A 20,831-nucleotide genomic window follows, 5' to 3' on the forward strand; every position below is an offset into this window, starting at 1 on the left:
GGTCAACGAGGTCTTCTTCGAGGACGTGCGCGTGCCCGCCGAGAATCTCGTGGGTGAGGAGAACCAGGGCTGGAGCTACGCCAAGTTCCTGCTCGGCAACGAGCGCGCCGGCGTCACCCGCCTGGGATTCTCCAAGGTCCGGCTCGCGCAGGCGAAGAAGCGTGCCGCGGAGATCTCGGTCGGCGAGGGGACGCTGCTCGACGACCCGCTGTTCGCCGCCCGCATCGCGGAACTGGAGAACGAGATCATCGCGCTCGAACTCACCCAGCTGCGGGTGGTGGCCAGTTCGGCCGACGGCAAGCCGAACCCGGCGTCGTCGCTGCTGAAGCTGCGCGGATCCGAACTGCAGCAGGCGACACTCGAACTGCTGACCGACGTCGCGGGCCCCGACTCCCTGCCCTTCGCCGCCGGTGACGGCATCTCCTCACCGCTCTGGGCGCAGCGGACGGCACCGACCTATCTGAACTACCGCAAGGTTTCCATCTACAGCGGATCGAGCGAAGTGCAGCGCAGCATCATCGCCTCCTCGATCCTCGGATTGTGAGGGCGTGACATGGACTTCGAACTGACCGACGAACAGAAACTGCTGCGCGACACCACCCGTGAACTGCTCGGCCGTAGCTACGACGCGGAGAAGCGCAACGCCGTCACCGACACCGAGCAGGGGTGGAGCCCGCAGGTGTGGAAGCAACTCGCCGAGGTGGGGCTGCTCGGCCTGAGCTTCGACGAGGAAGACGGGGGAATGGGCGCCGGACCCGTCGAGGTGGCGTCGGTGATGACCGAGATCGGCCGCCGCCTCGCCCCCGAACCGGTCCTCGACGCCGTGCTCGTGCCCGGCGGCCTGATCGCTGCGGCCGGCAGCGCGGAGCAGCGTCGCCGGATTCTCCCGGACGTGTCCGAGGGCACCCTCCTGCTGGCCTTCGCCGATCGGGAACCGGGCGTGCGCTGGCCGTCGGCCCGGCTGTCCACGACCGCGAAGAAGGACGGCGACGCGTGGACCCTGACGGGTACGAAGAATCCTGTTCCGCACGGCGGCAGCGCGAACACCCTGGTCGTCAGCGCGGCACTCCCGGACGGCGGGGTCGGACTGTTCCTCGTCGACGGCGACGCCGACGGCCTGACCCGCACCCCCTACGCGACCCACGACGGACTGCGGGCCGCGCAGGTGGAACTGTCCGGCACCCCGGCCGAGCCGCTCGGTGAGGGCGGCGACGCGTCTGCAGCGATCGAGGGCGCACACATCCGGGCGCAGGCGGCGCTGTGCGCGGAGGCCGTCGGCGCGATGGAGGAGGCGTTGCGGCTGACCACCGAGTACCTGAAGACCCGCAAGCAATTCGGCGTCCCGATCGCGAAGTTCCAGACGCTCACCCACCGCGCGGCCGACATGTACGTGCTGTTGGAACTGGCCCGCAGCATGAGCCTCTACGCCACGATGTCGCTGGCCGACGGAACCGTCGACCCGGTGGTCGCGTCCCGCGCCAAGCTGCAAATCGGCCGGTCGGCGCGGACGATCGGGCAGGAAGCGATCCAGATGCACGGCGGCATCGGCATGACCGCCGAGTACCCGGTCGGCCATTACGTGAGCCGGCTGACCGCCATCGAGCACACCCTCGGCGGCTCCGACGACCACTTGCGGGTGCTCGCCGCGGCGACGACCCAGGGCACCGTCAGCATCATCTAGCCCCACCCGTGAGTACTTCTCAACCGCCCGCGGTTAGGAAGTACTCACGGGTCCAGGTCTCGGATTGGTATCGGAAAGAGCGTTTTCGACGTGTCGCACCAGGACCCCGGTGTGACGCAGCTAACGTTCTGCGCGCACATCAGAACTCACGAAGGATGTACGTATCTCGGTGAAGGAGCGTTGTCATGGGGTCCGGTCCAGTCAAAGCGATCATGTGGAGCCTGCTCGTCGTGGGACTCGTCGGTGCGGGAGTCGGGATCTCCGAACTGCACGTCCCGTGGACGGTCGCGTCGTTGATCGTCGCGTCGGTGTCCGGTCTGGTCCTGCTCAGGATCCGTGCCGACGCGCACCCCGAACTGCACAGCGAGCGCCGGATGGCCGCCGGCTGACCCCGCCCTCACGCCAGCTGGAGCCCGTCCGCCCACCTGCCGATGTCGCCGCGTTCCAGTGCGAGCGCCAGCAGTTCCGGGAACTTGTCCGGCGTGCAGGCGAACGCGGGAATGCCGAGCGCACCGAGGGCTGCCGCGTTGTCGTGATCGAAGGACGGGGCGCCGTCGTCGGACAGCGCCAGCAGCACCACCACCTGGACCCCGGCGTTTTTCATCGCCGCCATCCGGCGCAGCATCTCCGCGCGGATCCCGCCCTCGTACAGGTCCGAGATCAGCACGAACAACGATTCCGCCGGCCTGTCGATCAGTGACTGGCTGTACGCGATGGCCCGGTTGATGTCGGTGCCGCCGCCGAGTTGCGTGCCGAACAGCACGTCGACGGGATCGGACAGCCTGTCGGTGAGGTCGACGACCGCCGTGTCGAACACGACCAGCGACGTCTTCAGCGCGCGCATCGACGCGAGCACCGCGCCGAACACGGACGCGTACACGACGCTCGAGGCCATCGAACCGGACTGGTCGACGGCGAGGACGACGTCGCGGTGCACGGCCTGCGATCGGCGGCCGTAGCCGAGCAACCGCTCCGGCACCACCGTCTTGTGCTCGGGCAGGTAGTGCGCGAGGTTGGCGCGGATCGTGCGATTCCAGTCGATGTCGCGGTACCGGGGATTGGTGGTCCGGGCGGAGCGGTTGAGGGCGCCGGTGACGGCGGTTCTGGTCTTCTGCGCGATGCGGTTCTCCACCTCCCGGACCACTTTCTCGACGACCATCCGGGCGGTGGCCTTGCTGGTCTCGGGCATCACCCGGTTGAGGCTGAGCAGGGTGCCGACGAGGTGGACGTCCGGTTCGACGGCGTCGAGCAGTTCGGGTTCGAGGAGCAGTTGGGTGAGGCCGAGCCGGTCGATGGCGTCCTTCTGCATCACCTGCACGACGCTGCTCGGGAAGTAGGTGCGGATGTCGCCGAGCCAGCGTGCGACCTTCGGTGCCGATCCGCCGAGACCCGCAGTGCGCCGGCGGCTCTTCGACCCCTCGCTGCTGGTGTCGTACAGCGCGGCCAGTGCGCCGTCCATCGCCGCGTCCGTCCTGGATGCCAGTCCGCCGGTGGATTCCTCGGCGGCGTTGCCGAGCAGCAGCCGCCACCGTCGTAGCCGATCCGCGTCCTCCGTCACGACGTCACCCCCAGGATGTCGGCGACGGTGCGGATCGCGACGGTGCCGCGCCGGGCATCGACCTCGGCGGGAGCATCGGCCGTGGAGCCGCCCTCCACGGATTGCCCGATGGCCCGGCGTTCCCCGGTTTCGAAGCTGCCGAACGTGCGCCGCAGCAGCGGCAGCACGTCGACGAAATCCTGCTCGCGCAGCCCCGACACCCACCCGTCGAGCAGTCGCAACAGCTGCCGGTCGTGGACCAGCAGCAGGCCTCCGCCGCCGAGGAATCCGTCGACCCACCCGGCCTTGGCGGACGGGTCGGCGCCCACGGACAGCGCCCGCGACAGCCGGGTGGCGGCCTCGGTTTCGCTGACGGCGCCCGCGTCGCGGAGTAGTCGGACCATGCGCCCGATCACGAGGCCGTTCACGTCGCTGCGGTCGGCGAGACCGGTGAGCGTGCCGAGCCAGCGCGCCGACGCGCGGTCGTCGTCGCGCAGCATCACCGCCGCGTGGACGTCGTCGACGGCGCGACGCACGTCGAGCGCGCTGTCGTCGTCCAGACCGGACATCGCCGACGGCAGTCCCGCGCAGATACGGACGAGGAGGCTGTCGGTGACGCGGGTGAGGGACGAGACGTCGGTGCCGCGGACGTCGCCGTACCGCAGGGTCCGCGTCAGCGCGGGCAGCGCGTCCATCAGGTGCATGACGTCGTGGTCGAGCGTGGCCGCGGTTTCCAGCGCGCGCAACAGTTCGGCCAGGGCGTCGCCGAGATCCGACAGCAGCGCCTGCTCGAGCAGCCCGGTGAGCCCGGCGAGGGAGACGTCACCGGCCGCCGCCTCCTCGCGGACCTTCGCCGTGGCCGCGGCCTCGACGGTGGTGCCCCACAGCGACGCCTCGATGATCGACACCGCCAGTTCGGGTTGCCAGGTGAGCGACCACGTCTCACGAAACGTGCCGGTGCCGCGGACGTCGCTGTCGGCCGGGGTGCCCCAGTCGACACCGAGGATCTGCAGGCGGTGCAGGAGCCGGGACCGCGCGACGTCGTTGTCCCGGCGGAGGTCGAGGTCGATGGTCTTCTCGGTGGCCTGCTGCCTCAGGCGCAGGGTCTTCGCCCGGGCGCGCAGGTCGGCGTCGAGCGGAACCGTCGGGGTGTCGTCCGGGACGGCGCCGAGGGCCTCGCTGACGACGAGGCGACGCGTGATCAGGTCGAGCAGGACGTCGTCCCCGTCGCACATCACGGCGCGGGTGGCTTCGGTGACTTCGGAGAGACCGGCCAGCGGCCGCGCCCGCAACGCGGCCAACGTGTCTGCGAGACGGACGGATTCGATGACGTGCGCACTCGACACGGGAAGGTCCTCGTCCCGCAGCACCCGCGCGACCTTCGTGAGCCATCGGGTGATCGTGCGGTCCGGGGCGGTGAACAGGTGGTGATACCAGCCGGGGGAGGTGATGCCGGCGCCGTATCCGGACGCCGTGGACAGCCGCGAGTGCGTCCACGGCACCCACGTCAGCGAGGTCTTGATCTTGGGTATTCCCTTGAGGATTCGTGCGTCCGCGGTGGCCGGTCCGAGGGGTCCGGCGAGTGCCGGGGCGTGCCAGGCGCCGCACACCACCGCGATCCGCACGGCACCACCCTTGATCACCTTCCGCAGGGTCTGGCGCATGTACGCCTCGCGTCTGCTGGTGGGTTCGTCGAGTTCGACGGTGCCGCGCAGCGCGGTCATGGCGTCGGTGATCGCGTCGAACGAGTCAGTTCCCGAACCGGATTCGATGACGGCGTCCCACCAGCGTTCGGTGTCGTCGTAGCCGGCAGCCGCGGCCAGCGCGGCCAGCGGATCCTCGGAACGGGATTCGGTGCGGTCGGCGGCGAGGGTATTGGCGGCCGGTAGGTCGCAGAAGCGCACGTCGACGCCATGTCCGGCCGCCCACGACAGGGCCTGCCACTCCGGGGAGAACACGGCGAACGGCCAGAACGCCGCCGTCCGGGGTTCGGCGGTGGCAAACGCGAGTAGTGCCACCGGGGGTTCCATCGTGTCGGACGCGGTCAACGCGACCAGCGGATCGGCGTCGGCGGGCCCTTCGATCAGGACGGCGTCGGGGACGAACTCGTCGAGGGCGCGACGCACCGATCGTGCGGAACCGGGCCCGTGGTGGCGGATGCCGAAGACACGAATGTCCGAATTCACCCGGTGACCTCGCGGCACGCCCGGTAGAAGTCGGCCCAGCCGTCCCGTTCGCGGACCACGGCCTCGAGGTATTCCGTCCACACCACCCTGTCGGCTACCGGATCCTTCAGCACGGAACCGAGGATGCCCGCGGCGACGTCGGAGGGTCGGAGCACGCCGTCGCCGAAATGCGCGGCGAGGGCGAGTCCGTTGGTGACCACGGAGATCGCCTCCGCCGTCGACAGCGTTCCGGACGGCGACTTCAGCTTGGTGCGGCCGTCGCTCGTGGCGCCGGACCGCAGTTCTCGGAACACGGTGACCACGCGCCGGATCTCGTCGTCCGTCGCGGGGACCGCCGGCAGTTCCAGCGCGGACCCGAGTTGCTCGACCCGCCGCGCGACGATGGCGACCTCGTCCTCCTCGTCAGCGGGCAGGGGCAGGACCACCGTGTTGAAACGCCTGCGTAGCGCGGACGACAGGTCGTTGACGCCGCGGTCGCGGTCGTTGGCGGTGGCGATCAGGTTGAAACCCCGGGTGGCCTGCACCTCGGTGCCCAGTTCGGGGATCGGCAGTGTCTTCTCCGACAGCACGGTGATGAGCGCGTCCTGCACGTCGGCAGGGATGCGGGTCAGTTCCTCGACCCGTGCGATCCGGCCGCCCTGCATGGCCGTCATGACCGGGGACGGAACGAGTGCGCCCGCGCTCGGGCCCTCGGCGAGGAGCCTCGCGTAGTTCCAGCCGTACCGGATGGCCTCCTCCGGTGTGCCCGACGTTCCCTGGACGAGCAGGGTCGACTCACCGGACACCGCGGCCGACAGGTGTTCGGACACCCACGTCTTGGCGGTTCCGGGCACGCCGAGCAGAAGCAGCGCGCGGTCGGTCGCGAGCGTCGCGACCGCGACCTCGATCAGCCGCCGCGGACCGACGTACTTGGGGGTGATGACGGTGCCGTCGTCGAGTTCGCCGCCGAGCACGTACGTCACGACCGCCCACGGCGACAACTTCCACGACGGTGGCCGGGGCCGGGTGTCCTGCGCGGCGAGGGCGGCGAGTTCGTCGGCGTAGGCCTGCTCGGCGTGGGGTCGTAGCAGGTCGGCCGGGCCGGCCGCGATCTCGGTCACTCGAGCTCCTTCAGGACTGTTCTGCGATGGTCGATGTTGGCTGCGACAGTGGCGAACGCCTGCTGCCAGCCCGGGTCACGGGTGCGTTCGGCGGCCGCCCGGAGCAGCGCCGCCGCAGCGAACGGGAAGTGCGTCTCTGCGCTGCGGAGGGTGGAGTAGTGGCTGTGCCGGGAGAACTGCCCGAGGTCCTTGCCGGTCTCGGCGTGCCGCCCGGCCACGTCCTCGAGGCGGGCGATCACCCGCTCGGCGAGGTCGAGCGGCCACGGGTGGGGCAGCCCCTCGAACAGTGCGGCGCCGTCGACGCCCAGCAGATAGCTGTCCGCGTGGCCCGACAGAATGTAGGTGAGGCGTTCGCGGGCGGGGACGATCGGCACCACGCGACGCTCGGTCTTCCGTCCCTCTCGGTGCAGCAGGGCGGACGCCCACCGCGGATTGCGCTGGAGCACGGTGGCGTTGGTCCACGCCTCCATCATCACCTCCCGCCACTGGTCTTCGATCCGGATCTCCCACGCGCCGGAGGCCGAGCCGATCATGCCTTCCCACACCGACAAGGGGGCGGCGGTGACCACCATCCGCAACCACCAGCTGCGGATTCCCTTGTTCTTGAAGTGGACGTCCTCGATTCCGTCGCGACGGGCCGAATCGTCCAGGGAACCGGGCATGTTCACCACGAGACGGGTGCGCAGCGGTTTCTTCTCCACCCGCACCCATGCGCGGGCGCGGGCGGCCATCCGCTCGGCGTACGCGGAGTTCGGCAGCTGCCGCAGCAACTGGACCGCCTGCTGGCGCACCTCCTTCCGCCGGTCGTCGAGTGCGTGCTCGAGCAGGTCGGAGTCGGCGTCGCCGAGCCCTGTGCCCAGGACCGCGATGAACGCCGCCCGGTGCTCGCCGCGTTCGGAATCCCAGGTGCGGTGCAGTTCGGCCGTCGCGATCGCCGGGTTCACCGCCCGCATCGTCGTGAGCCACAGCAGCCGCTCCTGGTGCGCGCCGTGCGTCCACACGTCGGTGCGATCGGACCGCCGGATCAGCATCGACCAGTCCGGGTTCCGGGCGGCGAGCCACTGGCCCCGGGGGCCTGTCAATCGCAGGATGCTCTCGCGGTGGGTGTCGTTCGTGCGCGCCACCGTCATCAGGTCGGCGACGAGATGATCGGGCGCACGGTATCCCCGCTCGGCGACCACCGCGAACCACTCGGCGAGCGTCCACGACTTGGCGGCGAGCAACTGCATCAGGTGCGCCGCGGCCGCGGGCGGCAACTGGAGCCTCGGATCCTCCTCGGCGGGCGCGGGCAGCACGCGGGTGGTGGCGGCGACTCCGCCGTCGCGGTACGCGTTTTCGAGCGCGGCGGCGCCCAGCAGGGTCTCCGCGGGGTCGCCGCCGACCGACTGCGCCAGTTCGCCGGTGGCCAGCCCCTCGAACGAGGGGACGGATCGTGCCGTGCCGAGCAGCGCCGCGGACAGGAGTTCGCTCATCGGCGGCTCCCCGCGGTCGACGGTGCGGCGGCCACGAGCGGGTACACGTCGCCGCGATCGAACACCGACACGGGAACGAGGGAGTTGCTCGTCCACTCCCCGAACACGGTGACGGGACTGCCCCCGGACATTCCGAGCAGCCGCCACAGGACCGGGTCATCGCCGGACAGCGGGAGCGCGCGTCCCTGCCCGTCGACGACGAACCAGCTCCCGTCGTCGTATGCCGGGGTGACACCGGTGAGCAGGGCGGGCCACGAGCGGATCCACGGGTCGGCGCCGACCGCGGCGGCGAAGTCGTCGAGTGCGGTGTCGATGTCGCTGGGCGCGAGTGTGGTGAATGGTTCCGGAGTTTCGTGGGTGTCGCCGAACTGGGCACGCAGCGGCGCGGCGCCGGGGTAGAAGTGCAGGGTGGCGTCGACGAGCGATCCGAGCGGCGGGATCACCGTCGAGAAGTGGGCGGAACCGTGTGCGAAGTCCAGGAGGATCGCGCGGCGACCGTGGTCGCGGCCGAACAACCACACCTTGCGGGTGAACAGCCGCTTCTCCTCGGTGGTCTGCATGCCCAGGACCATCCACCGGTCGCGGACTCCCGGTTCGGCGCGCACGCTGTCGGTGGCCACCGGATAGCCGACGTGCGAACGCACCGATGCCTGCAACGGTTCCGGTAGTTCGCCCAGACGGCGATGGGCGGCGACGAGCAGGTGCAGTCTGGCGTATTCGCGGAGCAACCGGTCCGGCCAATCGGTCCGGGTGGCCACGACGATCGGAAGTCGGCGCAGCGTGGACGCGATTCCGGGCGCCTGCGCGTCGACCATGCGGGCCGCGATGGCGTCGAACGCGGAAGCCGAGATGTCGGCCGCGCCGAGCCCGCCCCGGACCTGGTCGGTGAGCCACAGGTCGAGTTCGTCGAGTCCTGCCGCCACTCGTTCCGCCCGGCGTTCGGTGGCCTTCGCACCGGCCGTCCTCGTGGGCGCCGCCGCGGGCACGGCCGCCCGCCCGGCCCGCCGGCTCAGCCAGTCGTTCGCGAACTCGGGCGGCTCGGACTGCTCCGGGACCCGGCCCTGCGACCAGATCAGCAGCAGGCCGAGCGCGTGCTTGCACGGAAACTTCCGGCTCGGGCACGAGCAGTGATACGCCGGACCGGTGAGGTCGACGACCGATCGATAGGGGCTCTTGCCGCTGCCCTGACACAGTCCCCACAGTGCGTCGCCGTTGCCGCCCGTCTGCGACCACGCGGCCGACAGCTTTGCGGCGGCAGCGAGCGAGCCGGCATCGGGGGCCACCGATGCGACCTGTCCCTCCGACCAAGGCGACGTCACTCCGCCACCGTAGGGGAGTTGTCCGACAGAAAGGGAGGAGGGTGCGCGGAATGTCCGCGAACTTCGGTGTGGACGCCGGTCTCCCGTGTCAAGCTGTCGTCAGGTACGACAGCGAGGAGTGGGCCGGTGATTCACGGAAGGTATTTCGAGTTCAAGGGTCGTCCTGCCGTGCGGTTCCGGTGCACGTACCCGTTCGCCGTCCAGAGGCTGTGGGAGGCCGTGTCCGAGCCGGACGAACTCGCACACTGGTTTCCGTCACGGGTCCGGCTCGACACCTACGCCGGCGGCGACATCGAATTCTTCCCGGACCCGCACAGCGACCCCGAGACGGGGACGGTCCTCGTCTACGGTGCGCCGTGCACACTGGCGTTCACCTGGGGCGGGGACGAGATTCACTTCGAGGTCGAGCCGACCGCGGAAGGGTGCGCACTGACGCTCGTCAATGTGCTCGAGGTCCGCAACACTGCGGCCAGGAACGCCGCCGGGTGGAGTGTCTGCCTCGCCGACCTCGACCGGCACCTCGACGGGGCGGACACATCCGGTCACGGCCGCGATGCGTCCGCGGACTGGCGGCCGTTCTATCAGACCTATCTCACCGAGGGAATGCCGTCGGGTGCCCCGATCCCGGGGGAGTCCGCCTGACGGCGGTTCGTCAGCGCCGAGGACGTTCGAACAGGCTCTCCACGTTCGACGCCGGCTCGTTCGGCGCCTCGACCGCGATGTTGCCGCCGGTCCTGAGCCACCCGTTCCTCAGTGAAGACGTCAACCAGTTGTCGAGTGCGGCTTGGGTTTCGAACTTCAGGACGATCACGCAGACATCGGAGGTGCTGCTCTCCTTGAGCCACCCGCCGCCGAGGAACCCGGGGAACAGCCGGGCGAGGCCGAGGCCGGTCTGAATCCAGTCGGCGAACTCCTCGTCGCAGCCGCGGAGAACCCGGCGGACGATGGTCGTCGTGACGGACGCATCCACAGGCTCGCCTGCTCCGGCGTACTCGGCCGCGTTCTCCATCGTGTCCCTACCTCGGTTCCGGCTCACCCCCGTGACATGTTCACCTCAAACTACCAGCGGATTCGACGTCACAGGTCGTAGAAGGGTGCGGCGTACCGGAACGTGCCGGTGATGGACGGATCCCAGCATGCGAGTCGGCGGACCTGGAAGTGGGACGACCACGACGGCTGGTCCGGCTCGATCCCGACCGACGTTCCGGAGACGAATCCGAACCGCGGGTAGTAGTCGAGGTGACCGAGCAATGCGACGAGCGGTTCGTCCCTGGCGTCGGCGCCGCCGAGCGCGGCGTGCATCAGCGCCGAACCCACCCCGTCGCGCTGGAGACGGGGGAGGACGCCGATCGGGCCGAGTGCGAGTACGTCGGTGGAGTCGACGGTCGCGCGGGTCAGGCAGACGTGGCCGACGACGGCTCCGTCGATCTCGGCGACGAGGGCCAGTTGCGGAATCCAGTCGTCGCTCGACCGCAGCCGGGTCACGAGTCCGACCTCGACGGGAGCGTCGCCGTCGAAGGCCTGCCGGTGCACCTCGGCCACCGCGTCGACGTCGCCCGGGTTCTCGCGTCTGATCAGCATGCGCACACAGTGCATCGGCGGGGCTGCCGACCGCAACGGAATTTTTCCGGCGCCACCGTTGTCCGGCCGGTAGCGGTGTGCGAAAAGCGTTCTCCAATTGTGACCGTATGACGTTTGCGGCCGAATGAATTTCCGGCCCATCGGTAGCAGTATGGGCAGAACGTGAGTCGAGCGAAGGACAACGGGAGCGGGGGTGCGGGTGGTCGACGCCAGGGTGGTCGGATATAGTTGCGGTGTGCAACACAACGAGGTCGAGCCTGAGGAAACGCCCGCATCGGGCGTGGTGGCCGTCCATGACGAACTCGTCCGCCTCGTCCGGCAGCTGGTCGCCGGTGACCGTCCTCCCGTCGGATCCCCGACGTTCGCTCAACATTCGCTGCTGTCCTTCGTCGCCCGCAATCCAGGATGCCGGGCCACCCAGATCTCGGACGCGTTCGGCGTGCACCGCTCCACCGTGTCGCGTCAACTCCGGGGCTGCATCGACGAGGGCTGGGTGCACGCCGAACCGGGACCGCTGCGCAGTGGTCACCCGTTGAGCCTCACCGATGGCGGAGTCGCGGTGCTGGCCGGCGCGGACGCCCGCCGGGTGGAGGAAGTCCGCGACCGGGTGGCCTCCTGGTCGGACGGCGAGATCGCCGCGTTCGCCCGGCACCTCCGCAAGTTCCGCCAGGGCGGCGACACAGACGACAGCATCGGAGACGACGCCCGTGCGTGAGTACACCACCGCCCCGACGTTCACCGTGTCGGACCACGAAAACGCCGTGCTCCGGGTGTTCGCGCACGCCGAGAGCTACCCGGATCGGGTGATGTACACGCGTCCGGAGTCCGGCGGGTGGGTCGACGTGACGGCCAAGGACTTCGGCGCACTCGTCATCGGGGTCGCGAAGGGTCTGATCGCCAACGGAGTCCGGCCCGGCGACCGGGTGGCGCTGCTGTCGTCGACACGCTTCGAATGGTCGCTGCTCGACTACGCGATCTGGGCGGCGGGCGCGGCGTCCGTTCCGATCTACGACTCCTCCTCGCACGACCAGATCCGGTGGATCATCGAGGATTCGGGGGCGGTGGCAGCGCTCGTGGAGACCCCGGCCCACGCGTCGAGTTTCGAAGGTGACGGTATCCCGTACACGCTGAAGCGGATCCTCACCATCGACGAGGACGCGGTGGGCACGCTCATCACGGACGGGTTGCCGATCGACGATTCCGAGGTGTTCAAGCGGGTGGTGGCGTTGACCGCCAACGATCTCGCCTCGCTCGCGTACACGTCCGGCACCACGGGCCGTCCGAAGGGCTGCATCCTCACCCACCGGAACTTTCTGTCGGAGGTGCGGTCGTTGCTCGCGGCGCCGATCGGCGACGTCGCCCGGCCCGGCAACCGGGTGCTGACGTTCCTGCCGCTGGCGCACGTGCTGGCGCGCGCGGTGTCGCTGGCGATGTTCGAAGGCGGGGCGACGCAGGCGCACTGGTCCGACTTCGGCACGGTCACGGGTGAATTCGAGCGTTTCCGGCCCAACACCATCCTCGGTGTTCCCCGGGTGTTCGAGAAGGTGCGCGACGGTGCGGCGCGCAAGGCGGCGTCGGGTGGCGGCCTGCAGAAGCGGATCTTCGACTTCGCCGAGGCCACGGCGGTGGCGTACAGCGAGGCCCAGGACACCGGCGGTGCGCCGCTGCGGCTCCGGCTGGAGCACGCGGTCGCCGACAAACTCGTCTACGCGAAACTCCGTGCTGCCCTGGGCGGCGACTGCTGGTGGGCGATCTCGGGTGGTGGAGCACTCATGCCCAGGCTCGGCCACTTCTTCCGCGGCATCGGGGTTCCGGTCTACGAGGGCTACGGACTCACCGAATCGACGGCCGCGCACTGCGTGAACGTTCCCGGCGCCCAGCGGATCGGGACGGTCGGCCGGCCGCTGGGCGGCAACAGTGTGCGCGTCGCCGAGGACGGCGAGATAGAACTGCGCGGCGGTGTCGTGTTCGGCGGCTACTGGCGCAACGAACACGCCACGCGGGAAGTGCTGGACGACGGCTGGTTTCGCACCGGCGACCTCGGCGACCTGGACGAGAGCGGATATCTCACCATCACCGGTCGCAAGAAGGATCTGCTGATCACCGCAGGCGGCAAGAACGTGTCACCGGGTCCGCTCGAGGACCGGCTGCGCTCGCATCCCCTCGTTTCGCAGGCGGTGGTGGTGGGCGACGGCCGCCCGTTCATCGGGGCCCTGCTGACCGTGGATCCGCAGGAATTCGGCAAGTGGAAGGCCGCGCACGGTAGGCCGTCCGAAGCCACGGTAGCGGACCTGCGTGACGACGAGGAACTGCGCGGAGACCTGCAGGACGCCGTGGACGACGCGAACACCACCGTCTCGCACACGGAGTCGATCAAACGGTTCGTCGTGCTGGACCGCGACCTCACGGAGGCCGACGGGGAGCTGACCGCCACCCTGAAGATCAAGCGGCCCGTGGTGACCGAGCGTTTCGCGGCCGACATCGCGAGCCTGTACCGCCGGGGCTGACCGGCTACGGTGGCGGCATGACAACAGCTTTCGTTCTGTCGGGTGGGGCGAGCCTCGGGGCAATCGAGGTCGGAATGCTGCAGACCCTGATCGGCAGGGGAATTCGGCCGGACCTCATCGTCGGCACGTCCGTCGGCGCGCTCAACGGCGCCTGGCTCGCCGGCGGTTCCTCCGACGCGGACCTGCGCGAACTGGCCGACCTGTGGCGCGGTCTCACCCGCAGCGCGGTGTTTCCCGCCGGATTGCTCACCGGATTCACCGGGTTCGTCGGACTCCGCAACCACCTGGTCTCCAACCGCGCCATCAGAAAGTTGCTGCAGCAGCATCTGCGATTCGAACGGATGGAGGATGCGCCGATCCCGTTGCACGTCATCGCCGTCGACGTGCTCACCGGCAAGGACGTCCGGCTGTCGACGGGGCCTGCCGTCGATGCCGTCACCGCCAGCGCGTCGTTGCCCGGCCTCCTCCCGCCCGTGGTGATCGACGGCCGGGCGCTGATGGACGGCGGGGTCGTCAACAACACCCCCATCTCCCATGCGATCGAACTGGGGGCGACGACCGTGTGGGTGCTCCCCACCGGGTACGCCTGCACCCTGTCGAAGGTCCCCGGAAGCGCGCTGGGTATGGGGCTGCTCGGGGTGACGCTCGCGATCAATCAGCGGCTCGCGCTCGACATCGAACGGTACGAGAGCGTCGCGGACATCCGGGTGGTGCCGCCGCTGTGCCCGCTGGACACGAGTCCCGCCGACTTCGGCGACGCCGACGAACTGATCACGCGGGCGCGGGAGCAGACCGCGACGTGGCTCGACGAGGCGCGCGTCGCCGCGGTCGGTCAGGCCGATCTGCTGCTGCCGCACGTGCACCGATAGCCGTCAGCGGCACCCCGCGGGCGCGGGCACTCCCGCCAGCCGGTCGTCGATCCAGCGCACCACCTCGGGCAGCGCGAACACGGCGGCGGTGAGGTGCTCGCCGAACTGCGGCGCGTACGTGACGTCGGCACCGCCGCGGCACCACTCCTGCTGCAGTGTGATCGCCCCGTCCTCCGGAATCCACTCGTCGCCGAGGAACACTCGCGACGACCCGTGATACAGCAGCATCGGCGCGGTCGGGGTGAGCGCGCCCATCCTGTTCTCGGCGACCACCGTTCGGGCCGTGGGATTGCCGAACGGGTCGGGAACCGCGGCGAACAGTTCGGCGGGCAGCGAGGCGACCCCGGCCGGCGCGAGCGCCAGGATGCACTGGTCCTTCAACGGCGACGTCGCCAGCGCCACACCGAGCGGATTCGCCAGCATCAGCATCTCCGGGTATTCGCGGGCGAGCCCGAGGACGGCGGACAGGTACACACCCGAACCGAGCTGGCCGTTCATCGTCCTGCGGAGCAACCCGAAATCGGCGGGTGTTCCGCCCGCGGCGGCGCCGGCGAGTTGCACGTCCGGCGCGTACGTCGGCTGCAGTTGCGCCGCCCAGCCGGTGGCGATCGCACCACCGCTGTATCCGGTCGCGAGAACCGGGCTGTCCGACAGCCCGAGGCCGGGAACCTGCCTCATGCCGCGGATGCTGTCGAGCACGGCATGACCCGCCATCCGCCCCGCGCTGTACGCCATCCGCGGTCCCTGGTGGTCCGGCACGAGCACCGCGTAGTTCTTCGCGAGGAAGAGCGAGAGCACCGGTGGGATGTCCAGGTCGAGGGTCTGCCAGTCGTGCACCATCTTGTAGGACGGGGTGCACCGGGCGCCCAGCGAGTCGATGGGCATGTTGTAGTCGACAACCGGTCGCGGACCCGGCGCGGTCCACTCCGCCGTCGGCACCAGCACCGTCGCGGTCACCGGGACGGGGCGGTCCTTGGAATCGTTGGAACGCACCATGATCTGGTGTGCACGGTGCGGGACGAGGGGGTTCGGTACCGCCCGGAGCGTCACTTCCCGTGAGCGGATGATGTCGCCGGCCGCGAACTCCGCGACGTTCGGCGGCCAGACGAAGAAGTCGTCGTCCAGGATGGGGGACGGGAGAATGGATTCGGGCCCGAGGGGCTGGGCGGCCGCACGCGGAGGGTGGGTGCACACATACGCGGCCGCACAGGTGGACAGTGTCATCAGGACCACCGCACGAAACAGGTTCATCGCTACCACCGCCCTGAGGTAACTGTCCCAGGATGTAACTGTAACTCCAGTCACATCGTCCCAGATAGACACGGCTACAGCGGTGGTTTGTTTTCGCAGCGGGATGGTTACTGTGTGTGCATGGCGGTCACCGTGGAGCGGGCAGAACTCGAGCAGGCTGAAGACATCGTTCAGATGCACTGGGACGCAGAGGATTGGCTCCTGGCCAGGGAAATCGATCCGCCCGCCCGCGGTGAGGTCTCGCTCGCCGACGTGCGTGAGCAGATCGAGTTCGGGGAATGGCGTGTCGCGCTGTTCGCGGGGATCGTGGTGGGTGCGCTCCGGGTGCTGCGATCCGATCCGGACGTGTGGCTCGAGGACGACATTCCGGCCGCATACGTGGCCCGGGTCATGACCGACCGTAGGCACGCCAGCGCCGGACTGGGTGCCCAGTTGCTGCGGTGGGTCGACGAGCACGCCCGCTCCGAGGACGCGTCCGTCGTGCGAATCGACTGCGTCGAAACCAACTCCCGGCTCCGCGACTACTACGAGGAGCAGGGGTTCTTCCTGGTGGGTCGCCGGGACTTCGACGTGGAGTGGCCGAGCGTCGTGCTCATGGAGAAGGCGCTGCGCTGACCGTTCACAGCGGGTCGAGGATCCGGTGCAGGAACTGCCGTAGTCGCGGGCTGGTCGGATTGACGAGTACGTCTTTCGGGGTGCCGCGTTCGAGTACGACACCGTTGTCGACGAACAGCACCTGGTCGGCCACCTGCTGCGCGAACCGGATCTCGTGAGTCACGATCACCATCGTCCAGCCCTCGGTCGCGAGATCCCGGATCACCCGCAACACCTCGCCGACCAGTTCGGGGTCGAGCGCGGACGTGGGCTCGTCGAACAGCATCAGTTTCGGCTTCAGGGCGAGCGCCCGGGCGATACCGACCCGCTGCTGCTGGCCGCCCGACAACTCGTACGGGTACTGGTCCGCCTTCTCCGCGAGACCGACCTGCGTCAGCAACCGCAGCGCGTCCGCACGCGCCTCGGCCTTGGGCCGCTTCTGCACCACGATCGGGCCCTCGGTGACGTTCTGGATCGCCGTCTTGTGCGGAAACAGGTTGTGGGCCTGGAACACCATGCCGCTCTGCGCGCGGAACCTGGCCAGCGCCGACCGGCCCACCTCGGCGCCGAAGTCCACCGACTCGTCGCCGATGGAGATCACCCCGCGGTCCGCCACGTCCAGGGCATTGAGGGTCCGCAACACCGTCGTCTTGCCGGAGCCCGACGGTCCGATGATGACGGTCACCGTGCCCGCCCCGACGTCGAAGCTGATGTCGCGCAGAACGTGATGGTCGCCGAACGACTTCTCGACGCCGGATACCTGAAGCAGGGGAGGGGTGTCGGTCATCGGGCCACATACCTGTCGAGTCGGGCTTCGAGCCGGATCTGGACGGCCGACAGGAAGATGCAGATCGCCCAGTAGTACAGCGCGGCGATGCCGTAGAGGGCGAAGAAGTCGAACGTCGGTGCGGCCGCGAGCTGGGCGACGCGCAGCAGTTCGGTCACCAGGATCGTCGACGCCAGCGACGTGTCCTTCACCAGTGAGATCAGCGTGTTGGACAGCGGCGGGACGGCCACCCGCGTGGCCTGCGGCAGCACGATCCGCTGCAGCGTGGTGGTGTAGCCCATGCCGATGGTCTGCGCGGCTTCCCACTGTCCCTTGGGGATCGACAGGATCGCCGCCCGGATCACCTCGGCCGCGTAGCCGCCGACGTTGAGGCTGAACGCGATCACCGCGGCCGGGAACGGTTCGAGCGTCACACCGAACTGTGGCAGCGCGTAGAACACGATGAACAACTGCACCAGCAGCGGGGTGCCGCGGATGATGGAGACGTAGAAGCGGGCCAGCATCGACAGCGGTCTGATCGACGAGATCCTGGCGAGCGCCACCAGCAACGCGATCATCAGACCGATGGTGAAGCTGATGATCGTCAGCGGAATCGTCATGGTGATCGTGGCCTTCAGCATCGGCCACAGGTTGTCCAGGATCAGCTGGACCGTTGCGTCGTCCACGGGCGGGCTCTCAGTTGGTCGGTGCCGACACGTCGGTGCCGAAGTACTTCTGTGAGATCTGTGCGAGAGTTCCGTCGGCGCGCAGTTCGTCCAGGGCCTTGTCGATGTCGGGTATCAGGCCGCTGTCCTTGCGGGCCGCGAACGCCTGCTCGCTCGTGTCGCCGGTCTCGGCGGCGACCTTCACCCCGGTGTCACCGGTCTGTTTCTGGTATTCGGCGACGGCCAGATTGTCGTTGACGGTGGCGTCGACCCGGCCGTCCTTCAGCAGCGTGATGGCCTGTACGAAGCCCTCGACGGATTCGACGTTCGCGCCCGCGTCCCTGGCCACCTGCGCCCAGTTGCTCGTCGCGGACTGCGCCGTCGTCTTGCCGTTCAGGTCGGCGAGCGAGGTGATCGAGTTGTCGTCGGCGCGGGTGACGATCACACCCTCGGAGTAGGTGTACGGCGTCGACAGGTCGTACTTCTGGGTGCGCTCGTCGTTGACGGTCACCTGGTTGGCGACGAGGTCGTAGCGTTTCGCCTCGAGTCCCGCGAAGATGGAGTCCCACGGGGTCTGGGTGAACTCGACGGACACGCCGAGTTTGTCGCCGACCGCGCGGATGACGTCGACGTCGTACCCGGTGAGCTGACCGTCGGGACCCTGGTAGCTGAACGGTGTGTACGTGCCCTCGGTGCCGACCTTCAGGACGCCCGATTCGCGTACCTGGTCGATCACCGGCCCCGAATCGGAACTTCCGCACCCGGCCAGCGACAGTGCGGTCAGGACGGCGATCAGGGCGGCCGGAAGTGTGCGTCGCACGGTGTTCCTCCTCTGTCGGCGGATCAGCTAACCGTACTGGTCGAACGCGGCCCGGATAGGATCTTCTGGTTCCCCTCGAAAAGAAGGATTGTCTCTCCGTGCCCTCTCTCGCTCTTCGACGGCCGGTGTGGCTGCATCCGACAGTGTTTCGTATCGAGTCGTTGTCCGCGCTCGTCGTGGCGATGGCCCTCATCCCGGAGGCGTTGTCGTTCTCCATCATCGTGGGTGTCGATCCGCGGGTGGGCTTGTTCACCGCCGCGATCATGGCGATGACCATCGCGTTCACCGGCGGCCGTCCCGCGATGATCTCCGCGGCCACCGGTTCGGTGTCGCTGGTGCTGGCCCCGCTGATGGCGTCGCACGGGTTGCAGTACCTCGTCGCGGCGGTCTTCCTCGGCGGTGCGATGCAGATCGTCCTCGCCGTTTTCGGCGTGGCGCGGCTCATGCGGTTCCTGCCCCGCAGTGTGATGGTCGGCTTCTGCAATGCGCTGGGAATCCTCATCTTCGTGCACCAGTTCCCGTATCTGACAAACGTGCCGTGGGCGGTGTACGCGCTCCTCGCCGCCGGCCTGGCGCTGCTCGTGTGGATTCCCCGGCTGACCACGGCCGTGCCCGCGCCGCTGCTCGTGATCGTCGGACTCACCGCGTTCACCGTCCTCGCCGGTGTCGCGGTGCCCACGGTCGGGGATCAGGGCGAACTGCCCGACGGCCTGCCGACGCTGATCGGGCTGCCGGACGTTCCGCTCACGGTCGACACCCTGCGCATCATCGCGCCGTTCGCGCTGGCGATGGCCGTCGTCGGACTCCTCGAATCATTGATGAGCGCCAAACTCGTGGACTCGGTCACCGACACGCATTCGGACAAGACACGTGAGTCGTGGGGGCAGGGCGTCGCGAACATCGTGACCGGGCTCTTCGGCGGCATGGGCGGGTGCGCCCTGATCGGACAGACCATCATCAACGTCAAGACCGGCGGTGCCCGAACCCGGTTGTCGACGTTCCTGTCGGGTGCGTTTCTGCTGATTCTCGTGGTCGGTCTCGGCGACGTGGTGGGAACCATTCCGATGGCGGCGCTCGTCGCCGTGATGGTGCTGGTGGCCGCCACGACCTTCGACTGGCACAGCGTCCGCACACTCCGGCGGATGCCGCTCAGCGAGACGCTGGTGATGCTCAGCACCGTCGCGGGCACCCTGGCCACGGACAATCTCGCGATCGGTGTGGGTGTCGGTGTGCTCGTCGCGATGGTGCTGTTCGCGCGCCGCGTGGCGCACATGGTGGACGTGCGCGGCGAACTCGACGGCGACGTGAAGACGTACCAGGTGAGCGGCCAGCTGTTCTTCGCCTCGTCCAACGACCTCGTGTTCTCGTTCGACTATGCGGACGACCCCGGCCGCGTGGTCATCGATCTGTCGGGCGCCACCATCTGGGACGCCTCCACCGTGGCCGCGCTCGACGGCATCACCACGAAGTACGCGAGCCGCGGCACCGACGTCACCGTGGAGGGCCTGAATCCGGTCAGCGAGGAGCGGTACCGCAGGCTGACCGGCCGGCTGGGCGACTAACCGACGGTCTCCCGCAGATACGCGAGGTCGTCGGCCAGCCCATCCTCGGGCGTCTCGAGGACGACGGGCGCGCCGGCGGTCCGCACGACCTCGGCGAGCAGTTCGGGGTCGATGGTTCCGTCGGCGAGGTTGGCGTGCCGGTCGCGTGCCGAGTCGAACTCGTCACGCGAGTTGTTGAGGTGCACCAGGTCGATGCGGCCGGTGATGGCCTTGATGCGTTCGACGACCCCCACCAGGTCCTCGCCGCCCGCCCACGCGTGGCAGGTGTCGAGGCAGAAGCCGGCGCCGAAATCGCCGACCTCCTGCCACAGCCGGTCGATTGCGTCGAAGTGCCGGGCCATCGCGAAGTCGCCGCCTGCCGTGTTCTCGATGAGGATGGGAACCGGGAATCCGCCCTTGTCGGCCTGGCGTTCGAAGAGTTTGCGCCAGTTGACGACCCCCGCGCTCACGTCCTCGCCGTCGCGGACGTGCCCGCCGTGGACCACCAGCCCGAACGCGCCGATGTCGGCGGCGGCCTGGGCCTGCTGCGCGACGGCGTTGCGCGAGGGCATCCGGAGCCGGTTGTTGAGGCTGGCCACGTTGATCACGTACGACGAGTGCACGACCACGTCGATGGGGCTGTCGCGGATCTCGTCGGTCCGCGGATGCGTCGGGGGTTTCTCCCACTTCTGCGGGTCCGTGAGGAACATCTGAATGACGTCGGCGCCGAGCCGTTCGCCGTATCCGATCGGATCTTCGTCCTGGCGGACGTGTGCTCCTATGCGCATCTAACCAGGGTAGGGGGTGGGTGCCGAGACAAGGGCTGTGCTTGCGATCGCAGGCGTAAGGGGGAGTGCAGCGTTTTCTTCCTCGACTTCCATCCTTAAGCCTGCGTCCGCAGTCATAGGCATGGACTTCGGCGCAGAATCGGCGCACACTGAC

The 20,831-nt window shown here is 68.9% G+C and carries 21 protein-coding genes; 9 read left to right on the top strand and 12 right to left on the bottom strand.

All coding sequences use genetic code 11. The annotated features are described in order from the left end of the window. The 3 genes from ACFTZB_RS12265 to ACFTZB_RS12275 form a co-directional block, all read left to right on the top strand. The coding region (locus ACFTZB_RS12265) for an acyl-CoA dehydrogenase family protein (RefSeq protein ID WP_378431882.1) at positions 1-544 on the top strand (544 nt) is incomplete at its 5' end. Positions 545-553: 9 nt separating this feature from the next. After that, entirely contained in the window at positions 554-1,681 is a 1,128-nt protein-coding gene (locus ACFTZB_RS12270) for an acyl-CoA dehydrogenase family protein (RefSeq protein WP_378431883.1), read from the top strand. Between the two features lie 185 nt (positions 1,682-1,866). Beyond that, entirely contained in the window at positions 1,867-2,070 is a 204-nt protein-coding gene (locus ACFTZB_RS12275; protein WP_012688808.1) for a hypothetical protein, read from the top strand. Positions 2,071-2,078: 8 nt separating this feature from the next. Here ACFTZB_RS12275 and ACFTZB_RS12280 read toward each other — a convergent pair whose 3' ends face one another. Genes ACFTZB_RS12280 through ACFTZB_RS12300 form a run of 5 tightly spaced genes read right to left on the bottom strand, consistent with a single transcriptional unit; the run spans position 2,079 to position 9,295 of the window. Further along, a complete protein-coding gene (locus ACFTZB_RS12280; protein ID WP_378431884.1) occupies positions 2,079-3,239 on the bottom strand; it encodes a VWA domain-containing protein in 1,161 nt (386 codons plus the stop codon). Beyond that, positions 3,236-5,404: a DUF5682 family protein gene (locus tag ACFTZB_RS12285; protein WP_378431885.1), complete on the bottom strand. Its 2,169-nt coding sequence runs from the start codon at positions 5,402-5,404 to the stop codon at positions 3,236-3,238. The genes ACFTZB_RS12280 and ACFTZB_RS12285 overlap by 4 nt, the downstream gene beginning before the upstream one ends. After that, positions 5,401-6,504, bottom strand: coding sequence for an AAA family ATPase (locus ACFTZB_RS12290; RefSeq protein ID WP_378431887.1), 1,104 nt, complete (start codon positions 6,502-6,504; stop codon positions 5,401-5,403). The genes ACFTZB_RS12285 and ACFTZB_RS12290 overlap by 4 nt, the downstream gene beginning before the upstream one ends. Next, positions 6,501-7,976: a DUF5691 domain-containing protein gene (locus tag ACFTZB_RS12295; RefSeq protein ID WP_378431888.1), complete on the bottom strand. Its 1,476-nt coding sequence runs from the start codon at positions 7,974-7,976 to the stop codon at positions 6,501-6,503. Before ACFTZB_RS12295 ends, ACFTZB_RS12290 begins: the two co-directional genes overlap by 4 nt. Next, the gene (locus ACFTZB_RS12300) at positions 7,973-9,295 is read right to left on the bottom strand and encodes an SWIM zinc finger family protein (protein WP_378431889.1); all 1,323 of its coding nucleotides are present in this window, start codon (positions 9,293-9,295) and stop codon (positions 7,973-7,975) included. The genes ACFTZB_RS12295 and ACFTZB_RS12300 overlap by 4 nt, the downstream gene beginning before the upstream one ends. Positions 9,296-9,421: 126 nt before the next feature. Between ACFTZB_RS12300 and ACFTZB_RS12305 the strand changes: the two genes are divergently transcribed. Continuing rightward, on the top strand, positions 9,422-9,937 hold the full coding sequence (locus tag ACFTZB_RS12305; RefSeq protein ID WP_378431890.1) for an SRPBCC family protein: 516 nt from the start codon (positions 9,422-9,424) through the stop codon (positions 9,935-9,937). Positions 9,938-9,947: 10 nt separating this feature from the next. Here the strand turns inward: ACFTZB_RS12305 and ACFTZB_RS12310 are convergent, their stop codons facing one another. Together ACFTZB_RS12310 and ACFTZB_RS12315 are read right to left on the bottom strand one after the other, a co-directional pair. After that, positions 9,948-10,304 (bottom strand): antibiotic biosynthesis monooxygenase, encoded by a 357-nt coding sequence (locus ACFTZB_RS12310; protein ID WP_378431891.1) that lies wholly within the window; start codon positions 10,302-10,304, stop codon positions 9,948-9,950. Between the two features lie 68 nt (positions 10,305-10,372). Further along, positions 10,373-10,876, bottom strand: coding sequence for a GNAT family N-acetyltransferase (locus ACFTZB_RS12315; RefSeq protein ID WP_378431893.1), 504 nt, complete (start codon positions 10,874-10,876; stop codon positions 10,373-10,375). 193 nt (positions 10,877-11,069) lie between these two features. Between ACFTZB_RS12315 and ACFTZB_RS12320 the strand changes: the two genes are divergently transcribed. Genes ACFTZB_RS12320 through ACFTZB_RS12330 form a run of 3 tightly spaced genes read left to right on the top strand, consistent with a single transcriptional unit; the run spans position 11,070 to position 14,252 of the window. Continuing rightward, positions 11,070-11,591 carry a MarR family winged helix-turn-helix transcriptional regulator gene (locus ACFTZB_RS12320; RefSeq protein ID WP_378431894.1) on the top strand — a complete coding sequence of 174 codons (522 nt, stop codon included), beginning with the start codon at positions 11,070-11,072 and terminating at the stop codon, positions 11,589-11,591. Next, complete coding sequence (locus ACFTZB_RS12325; RefSeq protein WP_378431895.1) at positions 11,584-13,383, top strand: AMP-dependent synthetase/ligase; 1,800 nt, start codon at positions 11,584-11,586, stop codon at positions 13,381-13,383. Before ACFTZB_RS12320 ends, ACFTZB_RS12325 begins: the two co-directional genes overlap by 8 nt. A 17-nt stretch (positions 13,384-13,400) precedes the next feature. Continuing rightward, positions 13,401-14,252 (top strand): patatin-like phospholipase family protein, encoded by an 852-nt coding sequence (locus ACFTZB_RS12330; RefSeq protein WP_378431896.1) that lies wholly within the window; start codon positions 13,401-13,403, stop codon positions 14,250-14,252. Positions 14,253-14,255: 3 nt separating this feature from the next. Here ACFTZB_RS12330 and ACFTZB_RS12335 read toward each other — a convergent pair whose 3' ends face one another. Continuing rightward, positions 14,256-15,503 carry a lipase family protein gene (locus ACFTZB_RS12335; protein WP_378431897.1) on the bottom strand — a complete coding sequence of 416 codons (1,248 nt, stop codon included), beginning with the start codon at positions 15,501-15,503 and terminating at the stop codon, positions 14,256-14,258. 120 nt (positions 15,504-15,623) lie between these two features. Between ACFTZB_RS12335 and ACFTZB_RS12340 the strand changes: the two genes are divergently transcribed. Next, a complete protein-coding gene (locus ACFTZB_RS12340) occupies positions 15,624-16,118 on the top strand; it encodes a GNAT family N-acetyltransferase (protein ID WP_378431899.1) in 495 nt (164 codons plus the stop codon). 4 nt (positions 16,119-16,122) lie between these two features. Here ACFTZB_RS12340 and ACFTZB_RS12345 read toward each other — a convergent pair whose 3' ends face one another. The 3 genes from ACFTZB_RS12345 to ACFTZB_RS12355 are packed head-to-tail and all read right to left on the bottom strand — an operon-like array spanning position 16,123 to position 18,348. Then, on the bottom strand, positions 16,123-16,884 hold the full coding sequence (locus ACFTZB_RS12345; protein ID WP_378431901.1) for an amino acid ABC transporter ATP-binding protein: 762 nt from the start codon (positions 16,882-16,884) through the stop codon (positions 16,123-16,125). Then, positions 16,881-17,549: an amino acid ABC transporter permease gene (locus ACFTZB_RS12350; protein ID WP_378431902.1), complete on the bottom strand. Its 669-nt coding sequence runs from the start codon at positions 17,547-17,549 to the stop codon at positions 16,881-16,883. Before ACFTZB_RS12350 ends, ACFTZB_RS12345 begins: the two co-directional genes overlap by 4 nt. Before the next feature lie 10 nt (positions 17,550-17,559). Further along, complete coding sequence (locus ACFTZB_RS12355; protein WP_276136135.1) at positions 17,560-18,348, bottom strand: amino acid ABC transporter substrate-binding protein; 789 nt, start codon at positions 18,346-18,348, stop codon at positions 17,560-17,562. A gap of 98 nt (positions 18,349-18,446) precedes the next feature. Between ACFTZB_RS12355 and ACFTZB_RS12360 the strand changes: the two genes are divergently transcribed. Next, positions 18,447-19,910, top strand: a complete 1,464-nt coding sequence (locus tag ACFTZB_RS12360) for a SulP family inorganic anion transporter (RefSeq protein ID WP_378431903.1) — start codon at positions 18,447-18,449, stop codon at positions 19,908-19,910. Here the strand turns inward: ACFTZB_RS12360 and ACFTZB_RS12365 are convergent. Next, entirely contained in the window at positions 19,907-20,677 is a 771-nt protein-coding gene (locus tag ACFTZB_RS12365; RefSeq protein ID WP_378431904.1) for a deoxyribonuclease IV, read from the bottom strand. The genes ACFTZB_RS12360 and ACFTZB_RS12365 overlap by 4 nt on opposite strands. Positions 20,678-20,831: the final 154 nt, after the last annotated feature.

This window comes from Rhodococcus sp. NPDC057014, from assembly GCF_042673295.1.
Classification (GTDB): Bacteria; Actinomycetota; Actinomycetes; order Mycobacteriales; family Mycobacteriaceae; genus Rhodococcus_F.